Origin of the sequence: Flagellimonas chongwuensis (assembly GCF_013376415.1) — a bacterium.
Lineage (GTDB): Bacteria > Bacteroidota > Bacteroidia > Flavobacteriales > Flavobacteriaceae > Flagellimonas > Flagellimonas chongwuensis.
Genome location: NZ_WYET01000007.1, coordinates 29950 through 50701, shown reverse-complemented (window position 1 = coordinate 50701; position 20752 = coordinate 29950). Strand labels below are relative to the sequence as shown.

The 20752-nt window shown below is 40.0% G+C and carries 20 protein-coding genes; 17 read left to right on the top strand and 3 right to left on the bottom strand.

What is annotated here, in order from left to right:
* Position 1: 1 nt before the first annotated feature.
* A complete protein-coding gene (locus tag GUA46_RS13070; protein ID WP_176620864.1) occupies positions 2-649 on the bottom strand; it encodes an alpha/beta hydrolase in 648 nt (215 codons plus the stop codon).
* Positions 650-711: 62 nt separating this feature from the next.
* Between GUA46_RS13070 and GUA46_RS13065 the strand changes: the two genes are divergently transcribed.
* The 14 genes from GUA46_RS13065 (at position 712) to GUA46_RS13000 (ending at position 15385) form a co-directional block, all read left to right on the top strand.
* A complete protein-coding gene (locus GUA46_RS13065; protein ID WP_176620863.1) occupies positions 712-1134 on the top strand; it encodes a PaaI family thioesterase in 423 nt (140 codons plus the stop codon).
* Positions 1115-2176: a chorismate-binding protein gene (locus tag GUA46_RS13060; protein WP_218109559.1), complete on the top strand. Its 1062-nt coding sequence runs from the start codon at positions 1115-1117 to the stop codon at positions 2174-2176. The genes GUA46_RS13065 and GUA46_RS13060 overlap by 20 nt, the downstream gene beginning before the upstream one ends.
* 55 nt (positions 2177-2231) lie before the next feature.
* Positions 2232-3971, top strand: coding sequence for a 2-succinyl-5-enolpyruvyl-6-hydroxy-3-cyclohexene-1-carboxylic-acid synthase (gene menD / locus GUA46_RS13055; RefSeq protein WP_176620862.1), 1740 nt, complete (start codon positions 2232-2234; stop codon positions 3969-3971).
* A 39-nt stretch (positions 3972-4010) separates the two neighbouring features.
* Positions 4011-4352, top strand: coding sequence for a DUF2853 family protein (locus GUA46_RS13050; protein ID WP_108244169.1), 342 nt, complete (start codon positions 4011-4013; stop codon positions 4350-4352).
* A gap of 78 nt (positions 4353-4430) precedes the next feature.
* Complete coding sequence (locus tag GUA46_RS13045; RefSeq protein WP_176620861.1) at positions 4431-5261, top strand: CvfB family protein; 831 nt, start codon at positions 4431-4433, stop codon at positions 5259-5261.
* Between the two features lie 147 nt (positions 5262-5408).
* Positions 5409-6008 (top strand): SPOR domain-containing protein, encoded by a 600-nt coding sequence (locus GUA46_RS13040; RefSeq protein WP_108244167.1) that lies wholly within the window; start codon positions 5409-5411, stop codon positions 6006-6008.
* Positions 6009-6010: 2 nt separating this feature from the next.
* Positions 6011-6919: a 1,4-dihydroxy-2-naphthoate octaprenyltransferase gene (menA, locus tag GUA46_RS13035; RefSeq protein ID WP_176620860.1), complete on the top strand. Its 909-nt coding sequence runs from the start codon at positions 6011-6013 to the stop codon at positions 6917-6919.
* Between the two features lie 32 nt (positions 6920-6951).
* Complete coding sequence (locus tag GUA46_RS13030) at positions 6952-7707, top strand: LytR/AlgR family response regulator transcription factor (RefSeq protein ID WP_108244165.1); 756 nt, start codon at positions 6952-6954, stop codon at positions 7705-7707.
* Positions 7708-8251: 544 nt separating this feature from the next.
* Entirely contained in the window at positions 8252-10213 is a 1962-nt protein-coding gene (locus tag GUA46_RS13025) for a sensor histidine kinase (protein ID WP_108244164.1), read from the top strand.
* Positions 10214-10269: 56 nt separating this feature from the next.
* Positions 10270-11322, top strand: coding sequence for an o-succinylbenzoate synthase (locus tag GUA46_RS13020; protein WP_176620859.1), 1053 nt, complete (start codon positions 10270-10272; stop codon positions 11320-11322).
* Positions 11313-12275 carry a CPBP family intramembrane glutamic endopeptidase gene (locus GUA46_RS13015; RefSeq protein WP_176620858.1) on the top strand — a complete coding sequence of 321 codons (963 nt, stop codon included), beginning with the start codon at positions 11313-11315 and terminating at the stop codon, positions 12273-12275. The genes GUA46_RS13020 and GUA46_RS13015 overlap by 10 nt, the downstream gene beginning before the upstream one ends.
* Entirely contained in the window at positions 12250-13323 is a 1074-nt protein-coding gene (locus tag GUA46_RS13010) for an AMP-binding protein (protein WP_313790869.1), read from the top strand. The genes GUA46_RS13015 and GUA46_RS13010 overlap by 26 nt, the downstream gene beginning before the upstream one ends.
* A 32-nt stretch (positions 13324-13355) precedes the next feature.
* Entirely contained in the window at positions 13356-14702 is a 1347-nt protein-coding gene (locus GUA46_RS13005; RefSeq protein ID WP_176620857.1) for a M24 family metallopeptidase, read from the top strand.
* Between the two features lie 290 nt (positions 14703-14992).
* Complete coding sequence (locus GUA46_RS13000; protein WP_176620856.1) at positions 14993-15385, top strand: hypothetical protein; 393 nt, start codon at positions 14993-14995, stop codon at positions 15383-15385.
* 15 nt (positions 15386-15400) lie between these two features.
* On the opposite strand, the gene GUA46_RS12995 is transcribed toward GUA46_RS13000, so the two are convergent.
* The gene (locus GUA46_RS12995; RefSeq protein WP_176620855.1) at positions 15401-17029 is read right to left on the bottom strand and encodes an acyl-CoA carboxylase subunit beta; all 1629 of its coding nucleotides are present in this window, start codon (positions 17027-17029) and stop codon (positions 15401-15403) included.
* 61 nt (positions 17030-17090) lie between these two features.
* On the opposite strand from GUA46_RS12995, the gene GUA46_RS12990 reads away from it, so the two are divergent.
* From GUA46_RS12990 to ettA, 3 genes are all read left to right on the top strand, one after another.
* On the top strand, positions 17091-18074 hold the full coding sequence (locus GUA46_RS12990; RefSeq protein WP_108244158.1) for a Gfo/Idh/MocA family protein: 984 nt from the start codon (positions 17091-17093) through the stop codon (positions 18072-18074).
* Between the two features lie 66 nt (positions 18075-18140).
* Positions 18141-18323: a CAL67264 family membrane protein gene (locus GUA46_RS12985; RefSeq protein WP_108244157.1), complete on the top strand. Its 183-nt coding sequence runs from the start codon at positions 18141-18143 to the stop codon at positions 18321-18323.
* 33 nt (positions 18324-18356) lie between these two features.
* Positions 18357-20048: an energy-dependent translational throttle protein EttA gene (ettA, locus tag GUA46_RS12980; protein WP_108244156.1), complete on the top strand. Its 1692-nt coding sequence runs from the start codon at positions 18357-18359 to the stop codon at positions 20046-20048.
* A 15-nt stretch (positions 20049-20063) separates the two neighbouring features.
* On the opposite strand, the gene GUA46_RS12975 is transcribed toward ettA, so the two are convergent.
* Complete coding sequence (locus GUA46_RS12975; RefSeq protein ID WP_176620854.1) at positions 20064-20741, bottom strand: hypothetical protein; 678 nt, start codon at positions 20739-20741, stop codon at positions 20064-20066.
* Positions 20742-20752: the final 11 nt, after the last annotated feature.

The following is a 20752-nucleotide window of genomic DNA, read 5'->3' as shown; positions in this document are numbered from 1 at the left end:
CTTATTTCGTCAGTCCTTCAATAATTTCAGGCTTCACTTCGTGTCCACCCTCAAAAACCAAGGTTTCTGCCTTGTTTTGAAACAGCCTGTCAATTTTCACTTTTTCCCCTTTTAATCTATCAGGTGTCAAAAACTCATCTTGATCACCATACACTATTTTAATCGCTGTGGCGTCGAAGTCCATAAAATCAAAATCCTTGGGTGTCAATTCATTGGGAATGCCCCCGGCATATAATGCAACTAATTTACAATTCGCCTTTTTGCTGGCCAGCCATCGGGTAGCTACGGAAACTCCTTGCGAAAATCCAAAGAGAATAAGGTTTACATCATTTGGTATGCTCTCGGCTTCAAGCACTGCATCAATATAATTAAAGACATTTTTTACTTCTGCTGCCGTATTTTCTTTGGTCAACCAACTGGCACCAACATATTTGTACTCATTTTTCAGATAATATTTGGACGGTGCCTGAGGAACGATAATGTAGTTTTCATCAGTATTTAATCCCTTAAAATATTTCACAAAATAACGGCTCAAATAGCCTATTCCATGAAAAACCAACCATACATTCTTGGTTTTGGAGGTTAAATCGTTCTGGGTCAAGTATGTATTTTCGGTAGTGTATGTAACAGTCTTCTCGGTATTGGACATGTTTAAAATTGCTTATTTAGATATTGGCAAAGCTTTATGTAATTTTACAAAAAAGTAGAAGGATGAACGAGCATAAAGAGAAGATTCTGTCTGTTTGCAACGAAATTTGCAAGGGCACATTAATGGAAACATTGGATATTACCTATATTGATGTTGGGGAAAACTTTCTCTTGGCCAAAATGCCTGTCACGCCCAAAGTTCACCAACCCGATGGCGTTCTACATGGAGGAGCATCGGTGGCTTTGGCTGAAAGCGTGGGAAGCGCCGCATCCTATATTTTCTTGGACGGACAAAAGTTTTTTGTTCGTGGAATCGAAATTTCGGCAAACCATGTCCGTTCCATTAAGGAAGGCTTTGTATATGCCAAGGCATCCATTCTTCACAAAGGGCGAACCACTCAACTGTGGGAGATAAGAATCACCGACGAGGAGGACCGTTTGATTTCCAACTGTAAATTGACCACCATTGCGCTACCCAAAAACTAAGGATTATCAGGAGATATGGGATAGGGCAGAGGCCAGTCTCGAAGAAGGCTTGCCTTTTGCGTTGTACAGAAAACCTGATGAAATTGAAATTCACGGCGTTTTTCAGTCGAATAATACACTACATCACTCCAAAGATTTTACAGAGAAAGGCTTCGTTTTTGCACCATTCAATTCAGAAAGCAACGCAGTCCTTATCCAGCCGGATAATGTGTTGGAGGGAAGTTTCAGAACCGAAAACGAACCATCCACAAAGACTATTTCTCTGGATGAATCAGGAAAAGGAGCCCATATAGATTTGGTAAGGAATGGCATCAAGGAAATTGAAAAAGGAAGGTTGCAAAAAGTAGTGCTCTCAAGAAAAATCGAGGTGCCCATTTCCAAGTCACCTCTGGAAATATTCGAAACACTTCTCAATACCTACCCAAACGCATTTGGGTATCTTTTTTACCACCCCGAAGTTGGAACGTGGTGCGGGGCAACTCCAGAAACATTGGTGAAGATAAAAGATAAGAAATTACAGACCATGTCGTTGGCCGCTACCTTACCCTATGTCGATAACAAAAAGCCCGATTGGGGTGACAAAGAAATCGAGGAACAACAGATGGTCTCCGAGTATATTGGCGATAAATTGGCCCATACCATGGAACGTTTGGAAATAGATGAAGCAGAGTCCGTACGAGCCGGTAACTTATGGCATTTGCGCTCGGAGGTAAGCGGAACCATGCTGCCTAACCTAAAGGTTAAGGAAGTAATCAAGGCTTTACATCCAACCCCTGCCGTATGCGGAATTCCAACCAAAGAGGCACAGCAATTTATACAGGCCAACGAAAATTACCAAAGAACCTTCTACACGGGCTTTTTGGGAGAGTTGAATCTACGGGCTCAAGGAGAGCTGTCCCTATTCGTCAACCTACGGTGTATGCAGTTGGAGACTGATATTGCTTCTATTTTTGTTGGTGGCGGAATCACGGAAGCATCTGATCCAGAAAGCGAATGGATAGAGACCCAGAACAAGAGCAAGACTATGCTGGGTGTTCTGTAAATTGATGCTGGTTATTTAGGCTTTTTACCATCCAGATGATGTATTTTTGTAGTCCATGATGTACTCAGATATACCCGCTGCACAGACCTTGGTTTTGTATTTTAAATCAAAGGGTGTTAAAAATATTGTTATCTCTCCGGGGTCCAGAAATGCCCCATTGACCATAAGTTTTACCAAAAACTCGTTTTTCAACTGTTTTAGCATTGTAGATGAACGCTGTGCCGCTTTTTTTGCGATGGGCATGGCACAGCACTTACAAGAACCCGTTGCAGTGATTTGCTCTTCGGGCAGTGCCATGTTGAATTTTTACCCTGCCGTTGCGGAAGCCTATTATAGTGATATTCCATTGGTCGTGGTATCTGCCGACAGACCCAGTTACAGAATTGATATTGGTGATGGACAGACCATACGACAGGAAAACGTGCTGGAAAGGCATATTGGCTATTCTGCTAATTTGAAGCAGGACGTTTCCCATGCAACCAAGACCATTTCAAAATATGGAGAATCCTTGTTGGGAAATAGTCAGGAAGAAGTACAGGTGCATAACGAGAAAGAGATAGCCAAAGCACTGGCAATTGCTTTTGATGAAAAGTACCCCGTTCATATCAATATTCCATTTGAGGAGCCTTTGTATGGAAGGGTAGAGGAGCCTTCTATCCAGATACAAAATATTGAAATTGAGACAGGCTTAGGCACCTCTACGGAAGAAAATTGGGATGAGTTGTCCAAAATTTGGAGCAACAGTTCTAAAAAAATGATTTTGGTTGGCGTTAATCGCCACAGTGTCATTGAAGCAGAGGTCTTGGAAATGTTGGCAAACGACCCAAACACCGTGTTGTTCACCGAGACTACATCCAACCTGCATCATCCAGATTTTTTTGAGAGCATAGACAGTATTATCGCACCGATTGAAAAATCCGAAAACAGGGAAGAGCTTTTCCAAAAGTTGCAACCTGAACTCTTGGTAACCTTTGGAGGGTTGATCGTTTCCAAAAAAATAAAGGCATTTTTGAGGGAGTACAAACCCGAGCAGCATTGGCATATTGATACCAAGAAAGCTAACGACACTTTTTATTGTTTGACAAAGCACATCAAAATCAATCCCAATCAGTTTTTTAAAAGAATGGGGGCAAATGGTTCTGATGAGAGCAATTTTAAAACGTTTTGGGAACATAGAAAAGATAACTACGAGAAAAAGCGCAAGGATTATTTGAAGGAAATTCCATTTTCCGATTTTATGGCTTTTGACCGTATCATTAAAACCATACCCAAAGGGTATCAGGTACATTTGGCCAATAGCTCCACGGTAAGGTATGCACAACTTTTTGCCATGGACCCTTCCTTGCAAGTGTTCTGCAATCGTGGAACAAGTGGAATTGATGGCACAACTTCCACAGCTATAGGCAGTTCCATTTACAACAACATGCCAACCGTTTTGCTCACAGGCGACCTTAGTTTTTTTTATGATAGTAATGCGCTGTGGAACAAGTATTTGAGACCTGATTTCAGAATCGTACTCATCAACAATTCGGGAGGTGGCATTTTTAGGATCTTACCGGGCAAGGAGGATACCGAAGAGTTTGAGACCTTTTTTGAGACCAGCCACCAACTATCTGCAAAGCATCTAGCAGAAATGTATGGTTTTGACCACATCACAGCAAAAAACGAGAATGAATTAGAGGTTGGATTGGAGGAATTTTATTCAAGCTCGGAAAGGCCAAAAATCCTAGAAGTCGCAACACCACGGGTTTTGAACAATAAAATTTTGCTTGGGTACTTCGATTTTATATCTTAGAAGCCTAGCTATAAAATCCATTAAGAACACTAACATACTATGAGTAAAAGAGACGAATTAATTGAAAAGTACGCCGAGGACATCAAAAGTAAATTTGGACAAACCCCAGATATGGATTTGTTGACAAAAGTTGCCATAGGTTTGGGACCAGCCATTTATAATTTGGATGCTTCCAAAGTTTCTGGGTCTGACGAAAAGGAACTGGAAACGGTAAAGAACAATTTCTTGATCAAGAAATTGGGATTGGCTGAGACACCAGCTTTAATGGAATCTGTTAACAGCGTTATTGATGCGTATGGAAAATCGGAAAAAAATAAACATCGTGCTGTCATCTATTATATGTTGACAAAACACTTTGGAAAGGAATCGGTTTATAATTAAGATTACGAACCATGTAAAGAAGCTGTCCAAATTAGGGCAGCTTTTTTTATACCCATAATTTACAGCTACCTTTGCCTTATGATAGAATTGGGAAACTACAATACCCTTAAGGTGCTCAGAAGCACTAGTATAGGACTTTTTTTGGGAGATGATGAAGGCACGGAAATACTTTTGCCGAACAAATATGTGCCCGAGGATTTTGAAATTGACCAAGAAATGCAGGTGTTCTGTTATCTGGACAATGCGGAACGTCCGATTTCGACCACTTTGAAGCCCAAAATCATTCGAAACGGATTCGCCCATTTAAAAGTAGTAGAAGTGGGTGCATATGGTGCCTTTATGGACTGGGGGTTGGAGAAACATTTACTTGTTCCCTTTAGGGAACAGTCCCAACGCATGGAGGAAGGCAATACATATATTGTTCATTGTTATATGGACGAAGAGAGTATGCGCTTGACCGGTTCAAGCAGGGTAGATAAGTTTTTATCCAATGAAAATGTAGCGTACCAACAAAATGATGAAGTCGACCTTTTAGTGCACCGAAAGACTCCATTGGGTTGGGAAGTAATCGTGGATAATCGTCACAAAGGACTCATATTTGATAGCGATATTTTTAAGCCGGTCAATGTTGGTGATTACCTTAAAGGATTTATCAAAAATGTAAGGGACGATAAAAAACTAGATATTTCCCTGCAGCCCATAGGAGCAAAAATGCTGGAACCAACGGCTAAAATGATTTTGGATAAGCTTGTACAGAACGAAGGATTTTTACCCTTGCATGATAAATCATCACCTGATGAAATCATGAGCACCCTTCACATGAGCAAAAAAGCTTTCAAAAAAGGAGCGGGCATTTTATATCGACAGCGAAAAATAAACATTCAAGAAGATGGCATCTATTTATTGTAATAAAAGTCCTGGAGAGCAGATTATTGCAAGCTTTAGAGCCATAAAGTTTTTTTCTTTGAACAAATATTTTATTTTTGTAACAATTCAGATTAACTTATTGGTTGTTATGCTTTTAGCGTAGCGCATAATTATAACTCCCTATACAATATGCCTTTTATTGAAGAAAGCGATTTGTTGGACCTTCATAAGGATATAGACAAGGCCCAGATTATCAACGAGAGACTCCTCGATCAAATAAAATTCAAAAATAAAGATTTAAAAAAGATTAAACTACAGCGAAACATTTTGTTGGGTTTTGTAGGTCTCTTTGTAATCGGAACCTTGGCCATTACATCGTTTACGGCCGGACTGAGCAGTAAGCAGTCCTTCGAAAACCAAAGCAACGTCTTGGTATCATTGGATAGTTTGGATGTCATAAAGGCAAGAATAAACAATCTGAAATCCCAGAACGAAGAGTTGAGCTTGGTAAAGGAATTTTACTTGGCCAAAGAGTTTTTGAACAAAGAAAAAATCTATTCAGTCCAAGTAAAATCATTTGTCGAAAACAATGTGACCTTGGCCTCCGAAGCGTTGACAAATACACTTTTTGTAAAGACCAATCCTTTTTATGCCTATTCACTGGGAAATTTTGAGACTTTGGAAGAAGCTCAGAAATTTAGAAAACAATTGGTGCAAATGGGTTTCCAAGATGCATTCGTAGCATCTTATAAGGATGGCCAAAGAGTTAAAATAGAAGATCCGTATTAATCTTGGGAAACACTAAGGCTTGGGTACAAGCTGCTAGACTGCGCACACTCCCTCTTTCTTTTTCGGGAATCATTGTAGGCACCGGATTGGCCGTAATGGAAGGCCAGTTCGATGGTACTATATTTATTTTGGCCCTCTTGACCACTGTTGGCTTTCAGGTTACCTCAAATTTTGCCAATGATTATGGTGATGGGGTAAAGGGAACCGATAACGAAGATAGGATAGGGCCTGTTAGGGCCATCCAAAGTGGTTCAATAACCAGGGACTCCCTCAAAAAAGGGATAATCATTTCCATTGTTATAAGTATGCTAATCGCCATAGCACTTATTTATTTGGCTTTTGGCTTTGAGAATTTCTTTTACATACTGATTTTTTTTGTACTTGGTCTTTTAAGCGTTTGGGCCGCTATAAAGTATACTGTTGGTTCCAATGCTTATGGTTATAGAGGGATGGGGGATTTGTTCGTATTCCTGTTTTTTGGATTGCTCGGGGTATTGGGCAGCATGTTTCTCTATACAAAATCCTTAGATTGGAATGATGTATTACCAGCTGTTGCCATTGGTTTTTTATGTGTTGCGGTATTGAACCTGAACAATCTTCGAGATGCCGTATCGGACAAAAAACACGGTAAGATAACAATGGTAGTAAAAATGGGGTTCGATAATGGGAAGCGTTATCACTTTTTCTTGATATTGATGGCCTTGTGCTGTTTCGCATTGTTTATTTGGATAGAAGGCTTAAGTTGGAAAACGTCTTTTTTTATGTTGGCATTTGTTCCCCTTTTGATACATTTACGCAAAGTAGGGCTGACACAAAATCCTGGAGATTTGGATCCAGAATTGAAAAAAGTGGCCCTGAGTACCTTTCTTTTAGCTATTTTATTCTTAATATCTGTTAATATTTTTTTGTAAATTTGAATACAACCAAATAAACTTGTAGGAACTTGGAACATCCGATAAAAATTTTAATCGTAGAGGATAATGTCATCATCGCAGATGACATGCAATCCATGTTGGAGGAAATCGGCTATGAAATTGTGGACAATGTAATTGTTTATGAGCAGGCCGTGGACGTATTGAAAAACAATCATGTGGACCTTGTCCTTATCGATATTATTTTGGCCTCGGACAAAACAGGTATCGACCTTGGAAAGCATATCCGCAATACCTATAACATCCCGTTCATATTTGTTACCTCCAACTCAGACCGCGCCACGGTAGAGAACGCCAAGACAGTAAAACCAGATGGCTATTTGGTAAAACCTTTTGAACAACAAGATCTTTATACCTCGATAGAAATAGCACTTTCCAATTTTAACTACGAAAAAAAAGGTAATCAGAAGATAGCGGATGACGATGCAGCAGACGAGATAACATCCAATTCCATATTGAAAGATTCTATTTTTGTCAAGAAGCAACATCTTTATTACAGAATCCAGTTTAGTGATATTCAATTTATTAAGGCCGATAACGTTTATTTGGAAGTAAATACGGCTGATAAAAAGTTTTTGGTACGTTCCCCCTTAAAGGATTATTTAGAGAAATTACCGAAGAATAAGTTTTATAGGGCGCATAAGTCATATATCGTTAATGTAGATCACATAGATGCCATCAACTCAAAGGATATTATGATCAATAATAACTTGATACCTATTTCAAAAGACTTTAAGGAGTTTATCCTTTCTTCGATGAATAGCTGATGTCAAAGAGATTTAACAAAATATATAAGCGCTCCATTAGGGCGCTTTTTTTATGCGACAACACTTTTATAAGAGAAAGACAACAACTTTTTAGGAGTTCGCAACAATATTTTTCTTGATGGGTGAATCGGTCATATTTTAGCAATGTTAATAATTCAGAAAGTAATTTTTTCATTTTCATATAGTGTTCTCGTAAAAGGGTCTTGTTGTAAAAAGCAGGGCCTTTTTCAATTTTACAAGTATCCTATTTTACTGGAAGATTCCATAAAAGGCAGAAAACATCGATAAACTGTAACTTCACATACTGTTTGGATTGTTTCACAACATAAAACAACACTTTCACAACAATAACGGTCAAGTCTATAGCTTGCAATTTAATTTTGTAGTCAAACTAGCGTTCTTTATATACCCCATACCTTTTAATTTCACATAATGTTCAATTTTGGCATTGATTTAGGATATCGGGTACAATAAAGGAAAAAAGGGCACGATAATAATATAGGGCTTACGGAATATTTCGGCGGTCACTGTATCAATTAAATTAATGGGACGTTACGTAAGATATTTATTTACCATAGTATATTTTGTTTTTCTTTTTACCGCTTCGGCTCAAATAACCACCGGAGAGGAACAAAGTGTACTTACCGAATTTGAGGATAAAGACAATGCTGATCAACGGTTTGAAGTATTTTTCAACTCTCTAGATCGATACAATGTAAACTCCGCGTACGATTGGTTGGATACCATCAAAATTTACCTCTCCAATGCCGAAAAAACCTCCGATACCACTGCTTCACAACTTTATAAGGTGATGCAGGCACAGGTTTACAACGACTTGGGTGAATACGACAAGAGTACTGCCTTGGCAAAGGAACTTTATGATGTCAAAGATTCATTGGACTCAAATTCCCAGAAAATTGTTTTAGATGTGCTCGACGATAACTACGCGAATCTTCAATTGTTCGATAAACAAATCGAAATAAGAAAACAAAAACGAGAGTTGGGCCTCACCAATAACGTTTCCTTTTACGACATCTACAGTAATCTTGGTTTGTACAGAAAGGCCAGGAACCAATATATAATGGAGGTAAAGCCGACCATTGCCGATAACGAAAGCTTTAAACTCGCCCAATACCATAGCAAGGTCGGCAATTATTTACGTCTCGATGATTCTGCACCTACGGCTTTGAGCGAGCTTAAAAAAGCGAACTCCTACCTTGGAGTGTACATGAACGATATTTCCACTCAAAAGAGTGAATCGGACATATTCGAAAGTGAACTGCTAAAAGCAGAAATAGAGGGGAATATTGCTAAATGCCATGTAATGCTGGGAGAATATGAGGAGGCTATACCTCTATTGGAAACGAGCATTGAAACCTTAAAGAAATCACCGAACAATAATGATCAGAGTGAGGTGGTGGAGAACACCATGTTCTTGGCCGAGGCCAATCTGCAATTGGAACGCTTTACCGAAGCAAAAAAGCATTTGGATACCGAGTTTGACAATATTACCGTGCTTCAAATCATTAAAAGGAACAGTCTTTTAGCGGCTTTTTATGATAAGGTGGAAAATTACAAGAATGCTTCCATCTACTACAAACGCAACGAAAGAATAAAGGATTCGTTGGCAAAAAAACAATCGGCATTGATCAAACAACAATTGGTGACCATTGTGGCCAATGAAGATTTAGAGAATTCCCAAAGGCTTATCGACGAGCAAAAGCGTATCAACGAGCTGGCACGTAGCGAAATGAAAGCCAAGGATGAGCGGATCAACCTAGTATTTATTTCATTGATATTTACCTTGTTGGGTTTTGCTGGACTGGTTTATGCCTATCTAAAAAGTATAAAAAATCAGCGATTGATCGCCGAACAAAAACATATTATCGAAAACTCTCTGGTAGAAAAGGATTCATTGTTGAAAGAAATCCACCATAGGGTTAAGAACAACCTTCAAATGGTGAGCAGCCTATTGAGTTTACAGACGAAGAACACCCGTAGCAAAGCAGCAATAGTTGCTTTGGAAGAAGGGAAGAGCAGGGTGAAGGCCATGGCATTGATTCATCAAAAATTGTATCAGAATGATGACCTCTCCGTAATTGAGATGCAAGGATATATTGAAAGTTTGATCAATAGCGTGCAATCCGTTTACAAGAAGGGCGGACACAATATCAGTATCACCATTGATGCGGAAGGTACCGAGCTTGATATTGACCGCGCGATTCCATTTGGATTGATCTTGAACGAGCTTGTGTCGAATTCATTTAAATATGCCTTTCCCGAAAACGACGACAACGGAAAAATCTATATTCACCTTCGTAAAAACGGGGACCAGGGCTATTTTGAGTATACCGACAATGGCGTAGGACTTCCGGATGATACCGATGAACGATCAAACTCCTCAATGGGCATTCGTTTGATCAACAGATTGGTAAATCAGCTTCAATCCAAATTAAATGTGGACAGGCAGGTTGAAGGAGTCCGTTTTTGGTTCAACTTTAGTTGATTTGGCCATATATGGTCTTGTAGGATTCAAAAAAAAACTAAATTTGAATCCACTCCATGAAAGCAAGCTATAAAAAGTATATCCTCAATTTTAAAGTTCCCAGCGGTACTTCGCGCGGGGTTATGACGCAAAAGGAAACCTGGTTTATCTTAATAAAAAGTGAAAAAGGATTTGGTATAGGCGAATGTGGTATTTTACGTGGATTAAGCGTGGATGATAGACCTGATTACCAAGAAAAATTGCAATGGACCTGTGCCAACATCCATTTGGATAAGCGAGAACTATTGAATAAACTTAAAGAGTTTCCCTCCATCCAGTTTGGACTTGAACAAGCATTGTTGTCCTTACAATCCACCGATCCATTTGAATTATTCGCTTCAGATTTCTCCCAAAAGCAATCACCGATTCCAATCAATGGCCTCATTTGGATGGGGAACACAGACTATATGCTCAAACAATTGGAACAAAAACTAAAGGATGGTTTCGGTTGCATCAAAATGAAAATAGGAGCCATAGATTTTGAAAAGGAAATATCCATACTAAAATCCATTCGAGAAAGATTTTCCCCTGCAGACATCGAACTAAGGGTGGATGCCAATGGCGCTTTTGAACCCGAAGAAGCACAGGAAAAGTTGGAAAGGCTGTCGCATTTCAAGATACATTCCATTGAACAGCCTATAAAAGCTGGCCAATGGCAAGAAATGGCCAATCTTTGTGAAAGTACTCCACTTCCTATTGCCTTGGACGAGGAATTAATCGGTGTTTTTGATGTAACGGAAAAGAAGAAACTGTTACAAACCATACAACCACAATACATTATTTTAAAGCCAAGTTTGGTGGGGGGTATTGGTGGCAGTAATGAATGGATAGCTTTGGTAGAAGAAAACAACATAGGGTGGTGGATAACCAGTGCATTGGAAAGTAACATTGGATTAAACGCAATAGCACAGTTCACGTATTCTTTGAATATCAAAATGCCACAAGGATTAGGAACTGGAAGTCTGTTCACCAATAATATTGATAGTCCTTTGGAAGTTTCCGAAGGCAAACTTTTTTACAGGCAAATGAGGACCTGGAATATGGATTTAATACAGGAAATATGTACATAGAACAAGCATATAAAGGTTTAACCGAGCGTTGGAGATATTTTGTTGGATTTTTGATCATTATCATTGGGTGGCAATTTTTGGGAGGTATACCCTTAATTGCGGCAATGATCTTAAAGGCGGAGTCAATCAATTCAATATCCACGGATTATGGGGCTATGGCCGATACCTTGGGCCTCAACTTTTTCTTTTTATTGGTGTTGCTCACCTTTTTTGCGGCCATGATAAGTTTATGGGTGGCTGTTAAATTCATACATAGACTTTCGTTTAAGGACTTTACCACATCGAGAAGACGAATCGATTGGAAAAGAATCACATTTTCATTCGTTTTATGGGGAGTGGTGTCGTCTGCACTGGTGTTTTTGGACATTTACTTATCACCGGAAAACTACCAGTTTTCCTTTGAAACAGGTCCATTTTTAGTACTATTGTTGATTTCCATCATCTTTATACCTATCCAGACTAGCTTCGAGGAATATTTTACAAGAGGCTACCTTATGCAGTCTATCGGTATTGCATCAAAAAATAAATGGTTGCCTTTTGTGGTGAGTTCGTCCTTGTTCGGATTGTTACATATTCTCAATCCAGAGGTTGATAAATTGGGGTATGGCATCTTAATCTACTACATAGGAACAGGTTTCTTTTTGGGTATTTTGACATTAATGGACGAAGGATTGGAATTGCCCTTGGGTTTTCATGCGGCCAACAACTTCTTTACGGCGCTCCTTGTCACCGCTGATTGGACAGCATTCCGAACCCATTCCATTTACAGGGATGTTTCCGAACCAGTTTTAGGATGGGATGTATTAATTCCGGTGTTTGTAATTTATCCAATTTTACTGTTTATTTTCTCTAAAAAGTATGGTTGGAAAAACTGGAAGGAGAAACTTTTTGGAAGAGTTTTGTCAAGGGAAGAATATTTGGCACTAAATGATGGAAAATCCGACTTGGCATAAGATACACTCTGACTTTCAATTAAATAATGTTTCCTATTCGACTGAAGGGCTTGCAAAGTTCGCTCAAGAATTAAAAGAAGGCCTACCTTTTCAAAAGTCTATAGGTGATTTTTTGTTGGATTGGACCTCCAAAGAGTCTACCGTCCAAGTTAAAACTTCGGGGTCAACAGGAAAACCAAAGACCATAGTCCTTAAAAAAGAGCATATGGTCAATTCGGCCTTGGCCACAGGTACATATTTTGGGTTAAAGCCAGAACAGAGAGCACTTTTATGCCTTCCTTGCACAGGTATTGCCGGCAAAATGATGTTGGTCCGTACCATGATTCTCGGGCTGCATTTAGATATGGTAGAACCTTCTTCAAGCCCACTAAACGATACTGATAACATCTATGATTTTGTGGCCATGGTACCTTTGCAGGTCCAAAATTCGATGCATCAAATGGATAGGGTAGGCCAAATTATAATCGGTGGTGCCCCTGTGGATTCGAATTTAAGAAACGAACTATCCAAATTGCCTGTCCGTGCTTATGAAACCTATGGAATGACGGAAACCATCACTCACATTGCGGTAAAAAAGATAGATGGAAAGAAAGTGAATCCATTTGAAACTCTTCCAGATGTTTCTGTCTCACAAGATGACAGAGGATGCCTTGTGATTGAGGCACCGAAAATTTCAGACAGTAATATCATCACCAATGATGTGGTTGAGCTTATCAATAAAAATCAATTCCTTTGGTTGGGCCGTTATGATTCCATAATCAATTCAGGGGGAATCAAAATCATTCCTGAAAAAATAGAGCAAAAGCTTTCAATCCTAATAGAGCCACGCTTCTTTGTAGCGGGCTTACCAGATGACCGATTGGGTGAAAAATTGGTGCTTGTAATGGAATGTGAACCAATGAATAAAGCAGGACTACTAAAAGCTATTAAGGTTTTGCAAGGGGTATCAAAATATGAAGTTCCCAAACAAGTGTATTTTATGAAATCCTTTGTGGAAACCTCAACAAGAAAGGTGGATAGAAAAAAAACCTTGGAACAAATAGGCTAAGTTTTGTACATTCAAAACTTTAAAAATCAACCATGCGAAAAACCATCAACCTAGTACTTCTGCTCTTACCTTTTATTGCTATTTCCCAACAAATCCTTCCCGAAGTGGAACGGGCACGGGTTGTGGACGAAATACTCGATGAAAGATTCAATAACGTACTTCCTAAACTAATGGACGATGCAGGTTTGGATATGTGGGTATTGATTTCCCGAGAATACAATGAAGATCCTGTACTACGAACCATGTTGCCAGCAACTTGGCTAAATGCCAGGAGAAGAACGATAATTCTGTTTTATAGGGATAAAGAAAAGAATACCATCGATAAACTGGCCGTTGCCCGTTACAATATTGGAAAAAGCATTATTTCCGCTTGGGATAAGGAAAAGGAGCCTAATCAGTGGAAACGTTTGATGGAATTGATTTCCGAACGGAACCCGGAGAAAATAGGACTTAATTTTTCTAAGGACCATAATATTGCGGATGGATTGGATAAGACGGATTACGATGAGTTTATGGCCAATTTACCCAAAAAATACCATTCTAAGGTAGTATCTGCAGAACAGTTGGCTGTACGCTGGATAGAAACCAGGACACCACGGGAAATGACTATTTTCAACCAGTTGACGGACATTACCCATGATATTATTGCCGAGGCTTTTTCAGAAAAAGTAATCACTCCAGGAATAACCACAACAACCGAAGTGGAGTGGTGGATGCGTCAAAAAGTTACTGATTTGGGATTGGAAACTTGGTTTCACCCTACAGTTGATGTGCAACGTACCAGTGAGGAATTGGTAGGACATCTGTATTCATTTTCAGGAAGACCGGACGATGAAGTTATTCAACGTGGAGATTTGTTGCATTGCGATTTTGGTATCACCTACTTGCGTTTGAACACGGATTGTCAAGAATTAGCCTATGTTCTAAAACCAGAGGAAACCGAAGCCCCCTCGTTTTTGGTAAATGCCTTATATGATGGGAATCGTGTACAGGATTTCTTGACCCAGAATATGGTCAAGGGCAAAGTGGGGAACGAGATTTTGGCGAAAGCTCTTAAAGATGCCAAGGCCTCAGGTCTGCAACCATCCATTTATACCCATCCATTGGGCATGTATGGCCATTCTGCCGGTACAACCATTGGTATGTGGGATTCCCAAGGGGGAGTCATGAAGGACGATGGCGAAAATTACCCATTGAACCCGAACACCGCCTATGCCATTGAATTGAATGCAACGGTCAACATCCCGGAATGGAACAGGGATATCCGAATTATGTTGGAGGAGCCCGGTTTTTTTGGTGAAGATGGCTTCCGCTATATTAATGGTAGACAAACGGAATTACTGCTTATTCCAAGGCCAAAATCGCACTTGGGCAACTGATTATATGTAAATCAGGCAATCCTCTGATTTTTGCAGGAATATTCATTTAGCTTCCCAGTTTGATTTATGGTAAATCTATAAAGAAGGATGATTCGCCGATGGTAAATTGGCTTTGGCCAATGGTCAGATTTCCATCATTCCATAGTGAAGAAAAACCATCTTTGCAGTTGAGGTAAAACTAATCCATCAATTCATATCGCTGTTTCATCAATTGAAAAGGCGCATTCATAAATCAACACGCACAACATGCCTATAAATATTTAGTTTAGAAAATATTTTAAACTTAATTTATGGATAAATTTAAAGGTATGAGCATGGACGAGATTTGCATGCATGCCAAAACGCTTCGAGAGCAAGCTAAATCAACAAAGTATTGGGAGCTTAATATTAAAGCCCTTCTAGAAAGCAATAATGAGATTTATGAAGGACCTATTTCCAATGAGGATATGGAAGCTTGCTTTAATTATGTTTTAGATTTTTATGACCCTAATAAATTGATAGAGGAAGGTGAACTTCCCAAGGAAGAATATGATTTTTATATAGATGAATATACAGGCAACCCATTTTGGTCTTTATTTGATGTAAATGAAGAAGGCCAAGTAGTGGATGTTTTTTTATATGAAACTGATGATTGTGAAGCAGTAGGCGATTTTCTTGACAAGAAATATAAGCTACGCCCTTAAACCTAATTGCTTCAGTTATACCTGCAGCACTCCCATATTAAACTTTTTCTCAATGGGTGCGTGGTTCGCCGCTTCGATTCCCATAGAAATCCATTTACGGGTCTCCAACGGATTGATTATGGCATCTGTCCAAAGTCTAGCAGCAGCGTAATACGGTGATATTTGGTCATCGTAACGCTGCTTTATTTCATCAAAAAGTTGCTTTTCCTTTTCCGCATCAACAGGCTTGCCACTTTTCTCCAAACTGGCTTTTTCAATCTGTAAAAGTACCTTGGCGGCAGAGTTTCCGCTCATCACGGCAAGTTCAGCACTTGGCCAGGCCACGATTAACCGGGGGTCATAAGCTTTTCCGCACATGGCATAATTTCCGGCTCCGTAGCTATTCCCAATGACAATGGTAAATTTAGGAACCACCGAATTGCTAACAGCATTCACCATTTTGGCACCATCTTTAATAATTCCACCGTGCTCACTTTTGCTGCCCACCATAAATCCGGTCACATCCTGTAAAAACACCAAGGGAATTTTCTTCTGGTTACAATTGGCGATAAAACGGGTGGCCTTGTCCGCAGAATCGGAATAGATGACACCTCCAAACTGCATTTCACCCTTTTTGGTCTTTACCACTTTGCGCTGATTGGCAACTATGCCTACGGCCCAACCATCGATACGTGCGTATCCGGTTAAAATGGTCTGTCCGTAGCCTTCTTTATATTGTTCAAACTCGGAGTCGTCCACCAATCGCTTGATGATCTCTACCATATCGTATTGGTCGCTTCGGGATGCTGGTAAAATTCCAAAAATGTCATCGGGTTCTTCAGTGGGTTTTTTAGGTTCAACCCTGTTAAAACCTGCTTTGTCGAAGTTACCTATCTTGTCAACAATATTTTTGATTTTGTCCAAGGCATCTTTATCGTCTTTGGCTTTGTAGTCAGTTACGCCGCTAATCTCAGAATGGGTTGTAGCACCGCCCAAAGTTTCGTTGTCAATGCTTTCACCGATGGCAGCTTTCACCAAATAACTTCCGGCCAAAAAAATGCTTCCTGTTTTGTCCACGATCAAGGCTTCGTCGCTCATAATCGGTAAATAGGCACCACCGGCAACGCAGCTTCCCATAACTGCGGCTATTTGTGTGATTCCCATACTGCTCATTACAGCATTGTTCCTGAAAATGCGGCCAAAATGCTCTTTATCCGGAAATATTTCATCTTGCATAGGCAGGTATACCCCCGCACTGTCCACCAAATAAATAATGGGCAATTTGTTCTCAATTGAAATTTCCTGGGCCCGTAGATTTTTCTTCCCGGTAATAGGAAACCAAGCACCGGCCTTTACCGTGGCATCGTTTGCTACAACCACACATTGCTTGCCTTTAACGTAACCAACTTTAACCACCACTCCACCAGAAGGACATCCTCCGTGTTCTTCATACATATCCTCTCCTGCAAAGGCTCCAATTTCAATGGATGGGGCCTCTTCATCGAGTAGATAATCCATACGCTCCCTTGCGGTTAGTTTACCTTTGGCATGGTGCTTCTCGATACGTCTCTTGCCGCCACCGAGCTTCACTTTCGCCAATCTGCGCTTCAGGTCAGACAGTTTTAATTTATTATGGTCTTCGTTCTTATTGAAGTTTATATCCATTCTACTATAAATTCATTTAGCTGGTTAAAGATAAGGAGTTATAATTATTACTTTTGAAGATATGGAAACCAAAATAAGATGGGGCATTGTTGGCCCGGGAAAAATAGCTAGAAAATTTGTTTCGGACCTTTTGCTCGTAGAGGATGCAAAGGTAACTGCCGTAGCATCAAGGTCAATGGAAAGAGCTCAAGAATTTGCCGAAGAGTACGATGTAAAACATACTTTTGGAAGTTACGATGAATTGTTCCGATCGGGAACAGTGGATGTTGTTTACATAGCCACGCCCCATAATTTCCATAAAGATTTGTCCATTAAGGCGCTTGAGAATGGCATAGGAGTTTTATGTGAAAAGCCGATGGGTGTCAATAGGAACGAAGTGGTAGAGCAGGTAAATGCCTCAAAGAAGCACAATGCCTTTTTGATGGAAGCTATGTGGTCCCGTTTTAATCCATCCATCAAAAAAGTAAAAGAATTGGTCGATGCTGGTGAGATAGGGGCGCTAAAATATCTTTATGCGGATTTTGCATTTTATGCGCTCGACAGGGATGAAGATTCCCGATTGTTGAACCCTAACCTGGCTTCGGGAACCATTTTGGATATTGGTATTTATCCCATTTTTCTATCCTACCTATTACTGGGCATGCCCGAAAATGTTATGGCAAGTTCAAAATTTCACAGTAACGGAACGGAACTCCAGACCAGCATGATTTTTGATTATCCTGATGCTCAGGCTATTTTGTACAGTGGTTTTACGAGTCGATCGCGAATGGAAGCCGAGATTTCTGGTAACAAGGGACAATTATTTTTAAAATCTAGATGGCACGAAGCAGACGAATATACGATGGTGAAGGAAGACGAAACCAAAAAGTTCAGTCTACCCTTGAAAGGTATTGGTTACTATTATGAAATTCTAGAGGTTCATGAATGTTTAAGAAACAATAAAATTGAGAGTGATATATGGTCGCATCAAAATAGCCTTGATTTGTCAGAGTTATTGGACACTGTCAGAAAAAAGTGCGGTGTTAGCTTTCCTTTTGAAACATAATCCTTAATAATGACTTTACATTATCTCGATTTTTACGATATTTGAAATTCTTCAGAAACTAACAGAATGGGAATGAATAAAAACACAGTGCTAGCTTGGGCCACATGGATTATGATTTTTGTGGGAGTCGGTATGATCGCACTTGGAGCTTTTAAATATGATGAAGTAGCGGGCTGGGGCTTTGCTGCTGTTGGAATCGGTTTTTTTGCCGTAGCTTGGGTGTTCAATGCCCTAAAAGGTAGAGTGTAGGCTCTTTTTCTTAACAATTTAATTCAGTAATAGATGTCAGACGATAAGAAAGTCATTTTTTCAATGTCTGGGGTTACCAAGACCTATAAAACGGCCAATACCCCAGTGCTTAAAAATATATACCTAAGCTTTTTCTATGGAGCCAAAATTGGGATTTTGGGTCTTAATGGATCAGGTAAATCCACTTTGCTCAAAATTATTGCAGGGGTCGATAAAAATTATCAAGGAGATGTGGTGTTTTCACCAGGGTATTCCGTGGGCTATTTGGAACAAGAGCCACAGCTGGACGAGAACAAGACCGTTCTTGAAGTAGTAAAAGAAGGTGTTGCCGAAACTGTCGCCATTTTGGATGAGTACAATAAGATCAATGATATGTTCGGTCTTCCAGAAGTGTATGAGGATGCAGACAAGATGCAGAAATTGATGGATAAGCAAGCAGCGCTCCAAGATCAGATTGATGCGTCAAATGCTTGGGAGTTGGATACAAAATTGGAGATTGCGATGGATGCGCTTCGCACGCCTGAATCCGATAAGAAAATAGGGGTGCTCTCTGGTGGAGAAAGAAGAAGAGTGGCCTTGTGCCGACTATTGTTAAAGGAACCTGACGTTTTATTGTTGGATGAGCCTACCAACCACTTGGACGCCGAATCCGTGCACTGGTTGGAGCACCATTTGGCTCAGTATAAAGGGACGGTTATCGCTGTAACACACGACCGTTATTTCTTGGATAATGTTGCAGGCTGGATTTTGGAACTGGACCGCGGAGAGGGAATTCCATGGAAAGGGAATTACTCTAGCTGGTTGGACCAAAAGGCAAAACGATTGGAACAAGAAAGCAAACAGGCCTCCAAACGGCAAAAAACATTGGAACGCGAGCTGGATTGGGTGCGTCAAGGTGCAAAAGGAAGACAGGCCAAGCAAAAGGCACGTCTAAAAAATTATGACAAACTCCTAAGCCAAGACCAAAAACAAATAGAGGAGAAGTTGGAGATTTATATTCCAAATGGGCCTCGATTGGGAACCAATGTAATCGAGGCAAAAGGTGTTAGCAAGGCCTTTGGAGATAAATTGTTGTACGAGGAACTTAATTTTAATCTTCCACAAGCGGGTATCGTAGGTATAATTGGTCCGAACGGTGCAGGTAAGACCACCATATTCAAAATGATTATGGGCGAGGAAAATCCCGATAAAGGAGAATTTATTGTTGGGGATACGGCCAAGTTGGCCTATGTGGATCAATCACACTCAAACATTGACCCGGAGAAAACCATTTGGGAAAACTTTAGTGATAGCCAAGAATTGATCATGATGGGAGGAAAGCAAGTAAATTCCCGTGCCTATTTGAGTCGATTTAATTTTTCAGGAAGCGAGCAGAACAAAAAAGTGAATATGCTATCCGGAGGTGAAAGAAACCGCTTGCATTTGGCGATGACCTTGAAGGAAGAGGGCAACGTGCTGCTATTGGATGAGCCAACCAACGATTTGGATGTAAATACACTACGCGCGTTGGAAGAAGGTTTGGAGAACTTTGCGGGTTGTGCGGTGATCATATCTCACGATAGATGGTTCTTGGATAGAATCTGTACCCACATTTTAGCATTCGAGGGCGATTCACAAGTATACTTCTTTGAAGGTTCTTTCTCTGATTATGAGGAGAACAAAAAGAAACGCTTGGGAACGGATATCATGCCCAAGCGTATCAAGTACAAAAAATTGATTCGTTAATAAAAGGGGGAGGAATTATTCTTCTCCACCGAGATTTTTGATTCCTTCCTCCAATAATTTTTTCGCTTTTTCCAAATAAGCTTTTTGGTGGGCAGCTAAGCTATTGGCATCTTGACCATTTCCAGAAGTAGACCCAATGGAATTTGAAAGTTCTACCAATTGTTGAATGGCTTGTTCCGCGGAATGGAGTTTATCACCCGCATGTTTTTCAAAAACTTTTATCATTTCCAGTTCCATGGATTGCACGGAAGCGGTCTCCGAAACTATTTCTTCAGTTTCATCATCGGTATAAATTTCTTCAGAAACGACCGATGGGGACGTTCCAAGAGTGCACTCATCTATAATGGTTATAAGTTCGTTAATTTCACTAATGGCCTTTTTGGTAAAAAACCTTCCAGCTTCCCAGTCAGCGGGCTCTATAGCCTTGTCTAGGGTCTCCATTGCATCCAAGGTCTTGTTTTTGGCCTTCTCACAGCTACATTCTTCCATAAAGCTTTGTCCGCTTTCCAAAGCGGTAAGGGCTCTTTCGGCGTAGTACATTTGGTGCTCAAAGTTAGTGGCTTCCATGGCTTTTTTTCCATGACTTAGCGCATAGGTAACTTTAGCATAAAAATTATCACATTGATTGGAGTAGGTAGTTTGTATGGCAAATAGAAGTGCCAACACTACAAAAACATGGGATTTGGGAGCCATATTCGAGTATT

What these genes read in the sequence shown, in the direction of transcription:
- ettA (WP_108244156.1), top strand. Translation starts at nt 18,357, where the DNA reads ATGTCAGACGATAAGAAAGTCATTTTTTCAATGTCTGGGGTTACCAAG.
- GUA46_RS13020 (WP_176620859.1), top strand. Translation starts at nt 10,270, where the DNA reads ATGAAAGCAAGCTATAAAAAGTATATCCTCAATTTTAAAGTTCCCAGC.
- GUA46_RS12975 (WP_176620854.1), bottom strand. Translation starts at nt 20,741, where the DNA reads ATGGCTCCCAAATCCCATGTTTTTGTAGTGTTGGCACTTCTATTTGCC.
- GUA46_RS13050 (WP_108244169.1), top strand. Translation starts at nt 4,011, where the DNA reads ATGAGTAAAAGAGACGAATTAATTGAAAAGTACGCCGAGGACATCAAA.
- GUA46_RS13040 (WP_108244167.1), top strand. Translation starts at nt 5,409, where the DNA reads ATGCCTTTTATTGAAGAAAGCGATTTGTTGGACCTTCATAAGGATATA.
- GUA46_RS13000 (WP_176620856.1), top strand. Translation starts at nt 14,993, where the DNA reads ATGGATAAATTTAAAGGTATGAGCATGGACGAGATTTGCATGCATGCC.
- GUA46_RS13065 (WP_176620863.1), top strand. Translation starts at nt 712, where the DNA reads ATGAACGAGCATAAAGAGAAGATTCTGTCTGTTTGCAACGAAATTTGC.
- menD (WP_176620862.1), top strand. Translation starts at nt 2,232, where the DNA reads ATGATGTACTCAGATATACCCGCTGCACAGACCTTGGTTTTGTATTTT.
- GUA46_RS13010 (WP_313790869.1), top strand. Translation starts at nt 12,250, where the DNA reads ATGATGGAAAATCCGACTTGGCATAAGATACACTCTGACTTTCAATTA.
- GUA46_RS12995 (WP_176620855.1), bottom strand. Translation starts at nt 17,029, where the DNA reads ATGGATATAAACTTCAATAAGAACGAAGACCATAATAAATTAAAACTG.
- GUA46_RS13045 (WP_176620861.1), top strand. Translation starts at nt 4,431, where the DNA reads ATGATAGAATTGGGAAACTACAATACCCTTAAGGTGCTCAGAAGCACT.
- GUA46_RS13025 (WP_108244164.1), top strand. Translation starts at nt 8,252, where the DNA reads ATGGGACGTTACGTAAGATATTTATTTACCATAGTATATTTTGTTTTT.
- GUA46_RS13005 (WP_176620857.1), top strand. Translation starts at nt 13,356, where the DNA reads ATGCGAAAAACCATCAACCTAGTACTTCTGCTCTTACCTTTTATTGCT.
- GUA46_RS12990 (WP_108244158.1), top strand. Translation starts at nt 17,091, where the DNA reads ATGGAAACCAAAATAAGATGGGGCATTGTTGGCCCGGGAAAAATAGCT.
- GUA46_RS12985 (WP_108244157.1), top strand. Translation starts at nt 18,141, where the DNA reads ATGGGAATGAATAAAAACACAGTGCTAGCTTGGGCCACATGGATTATG.
- GUA46_RS13015 (WP_176620858.1), top strand. Translation starts at nt 11,313, where the DNA reads ATGTACATAGAACAAGCATATAAAGGTTTAACCGAGCGTTGGAGATAT.
- GUA46_RS13070 (WP_176620864.1), bottom strand. Translation starts at nt 649, where the DNA reads ATGTCCAATACCGAGAAGACTGTTACATACACTACCGAAAATACATAC.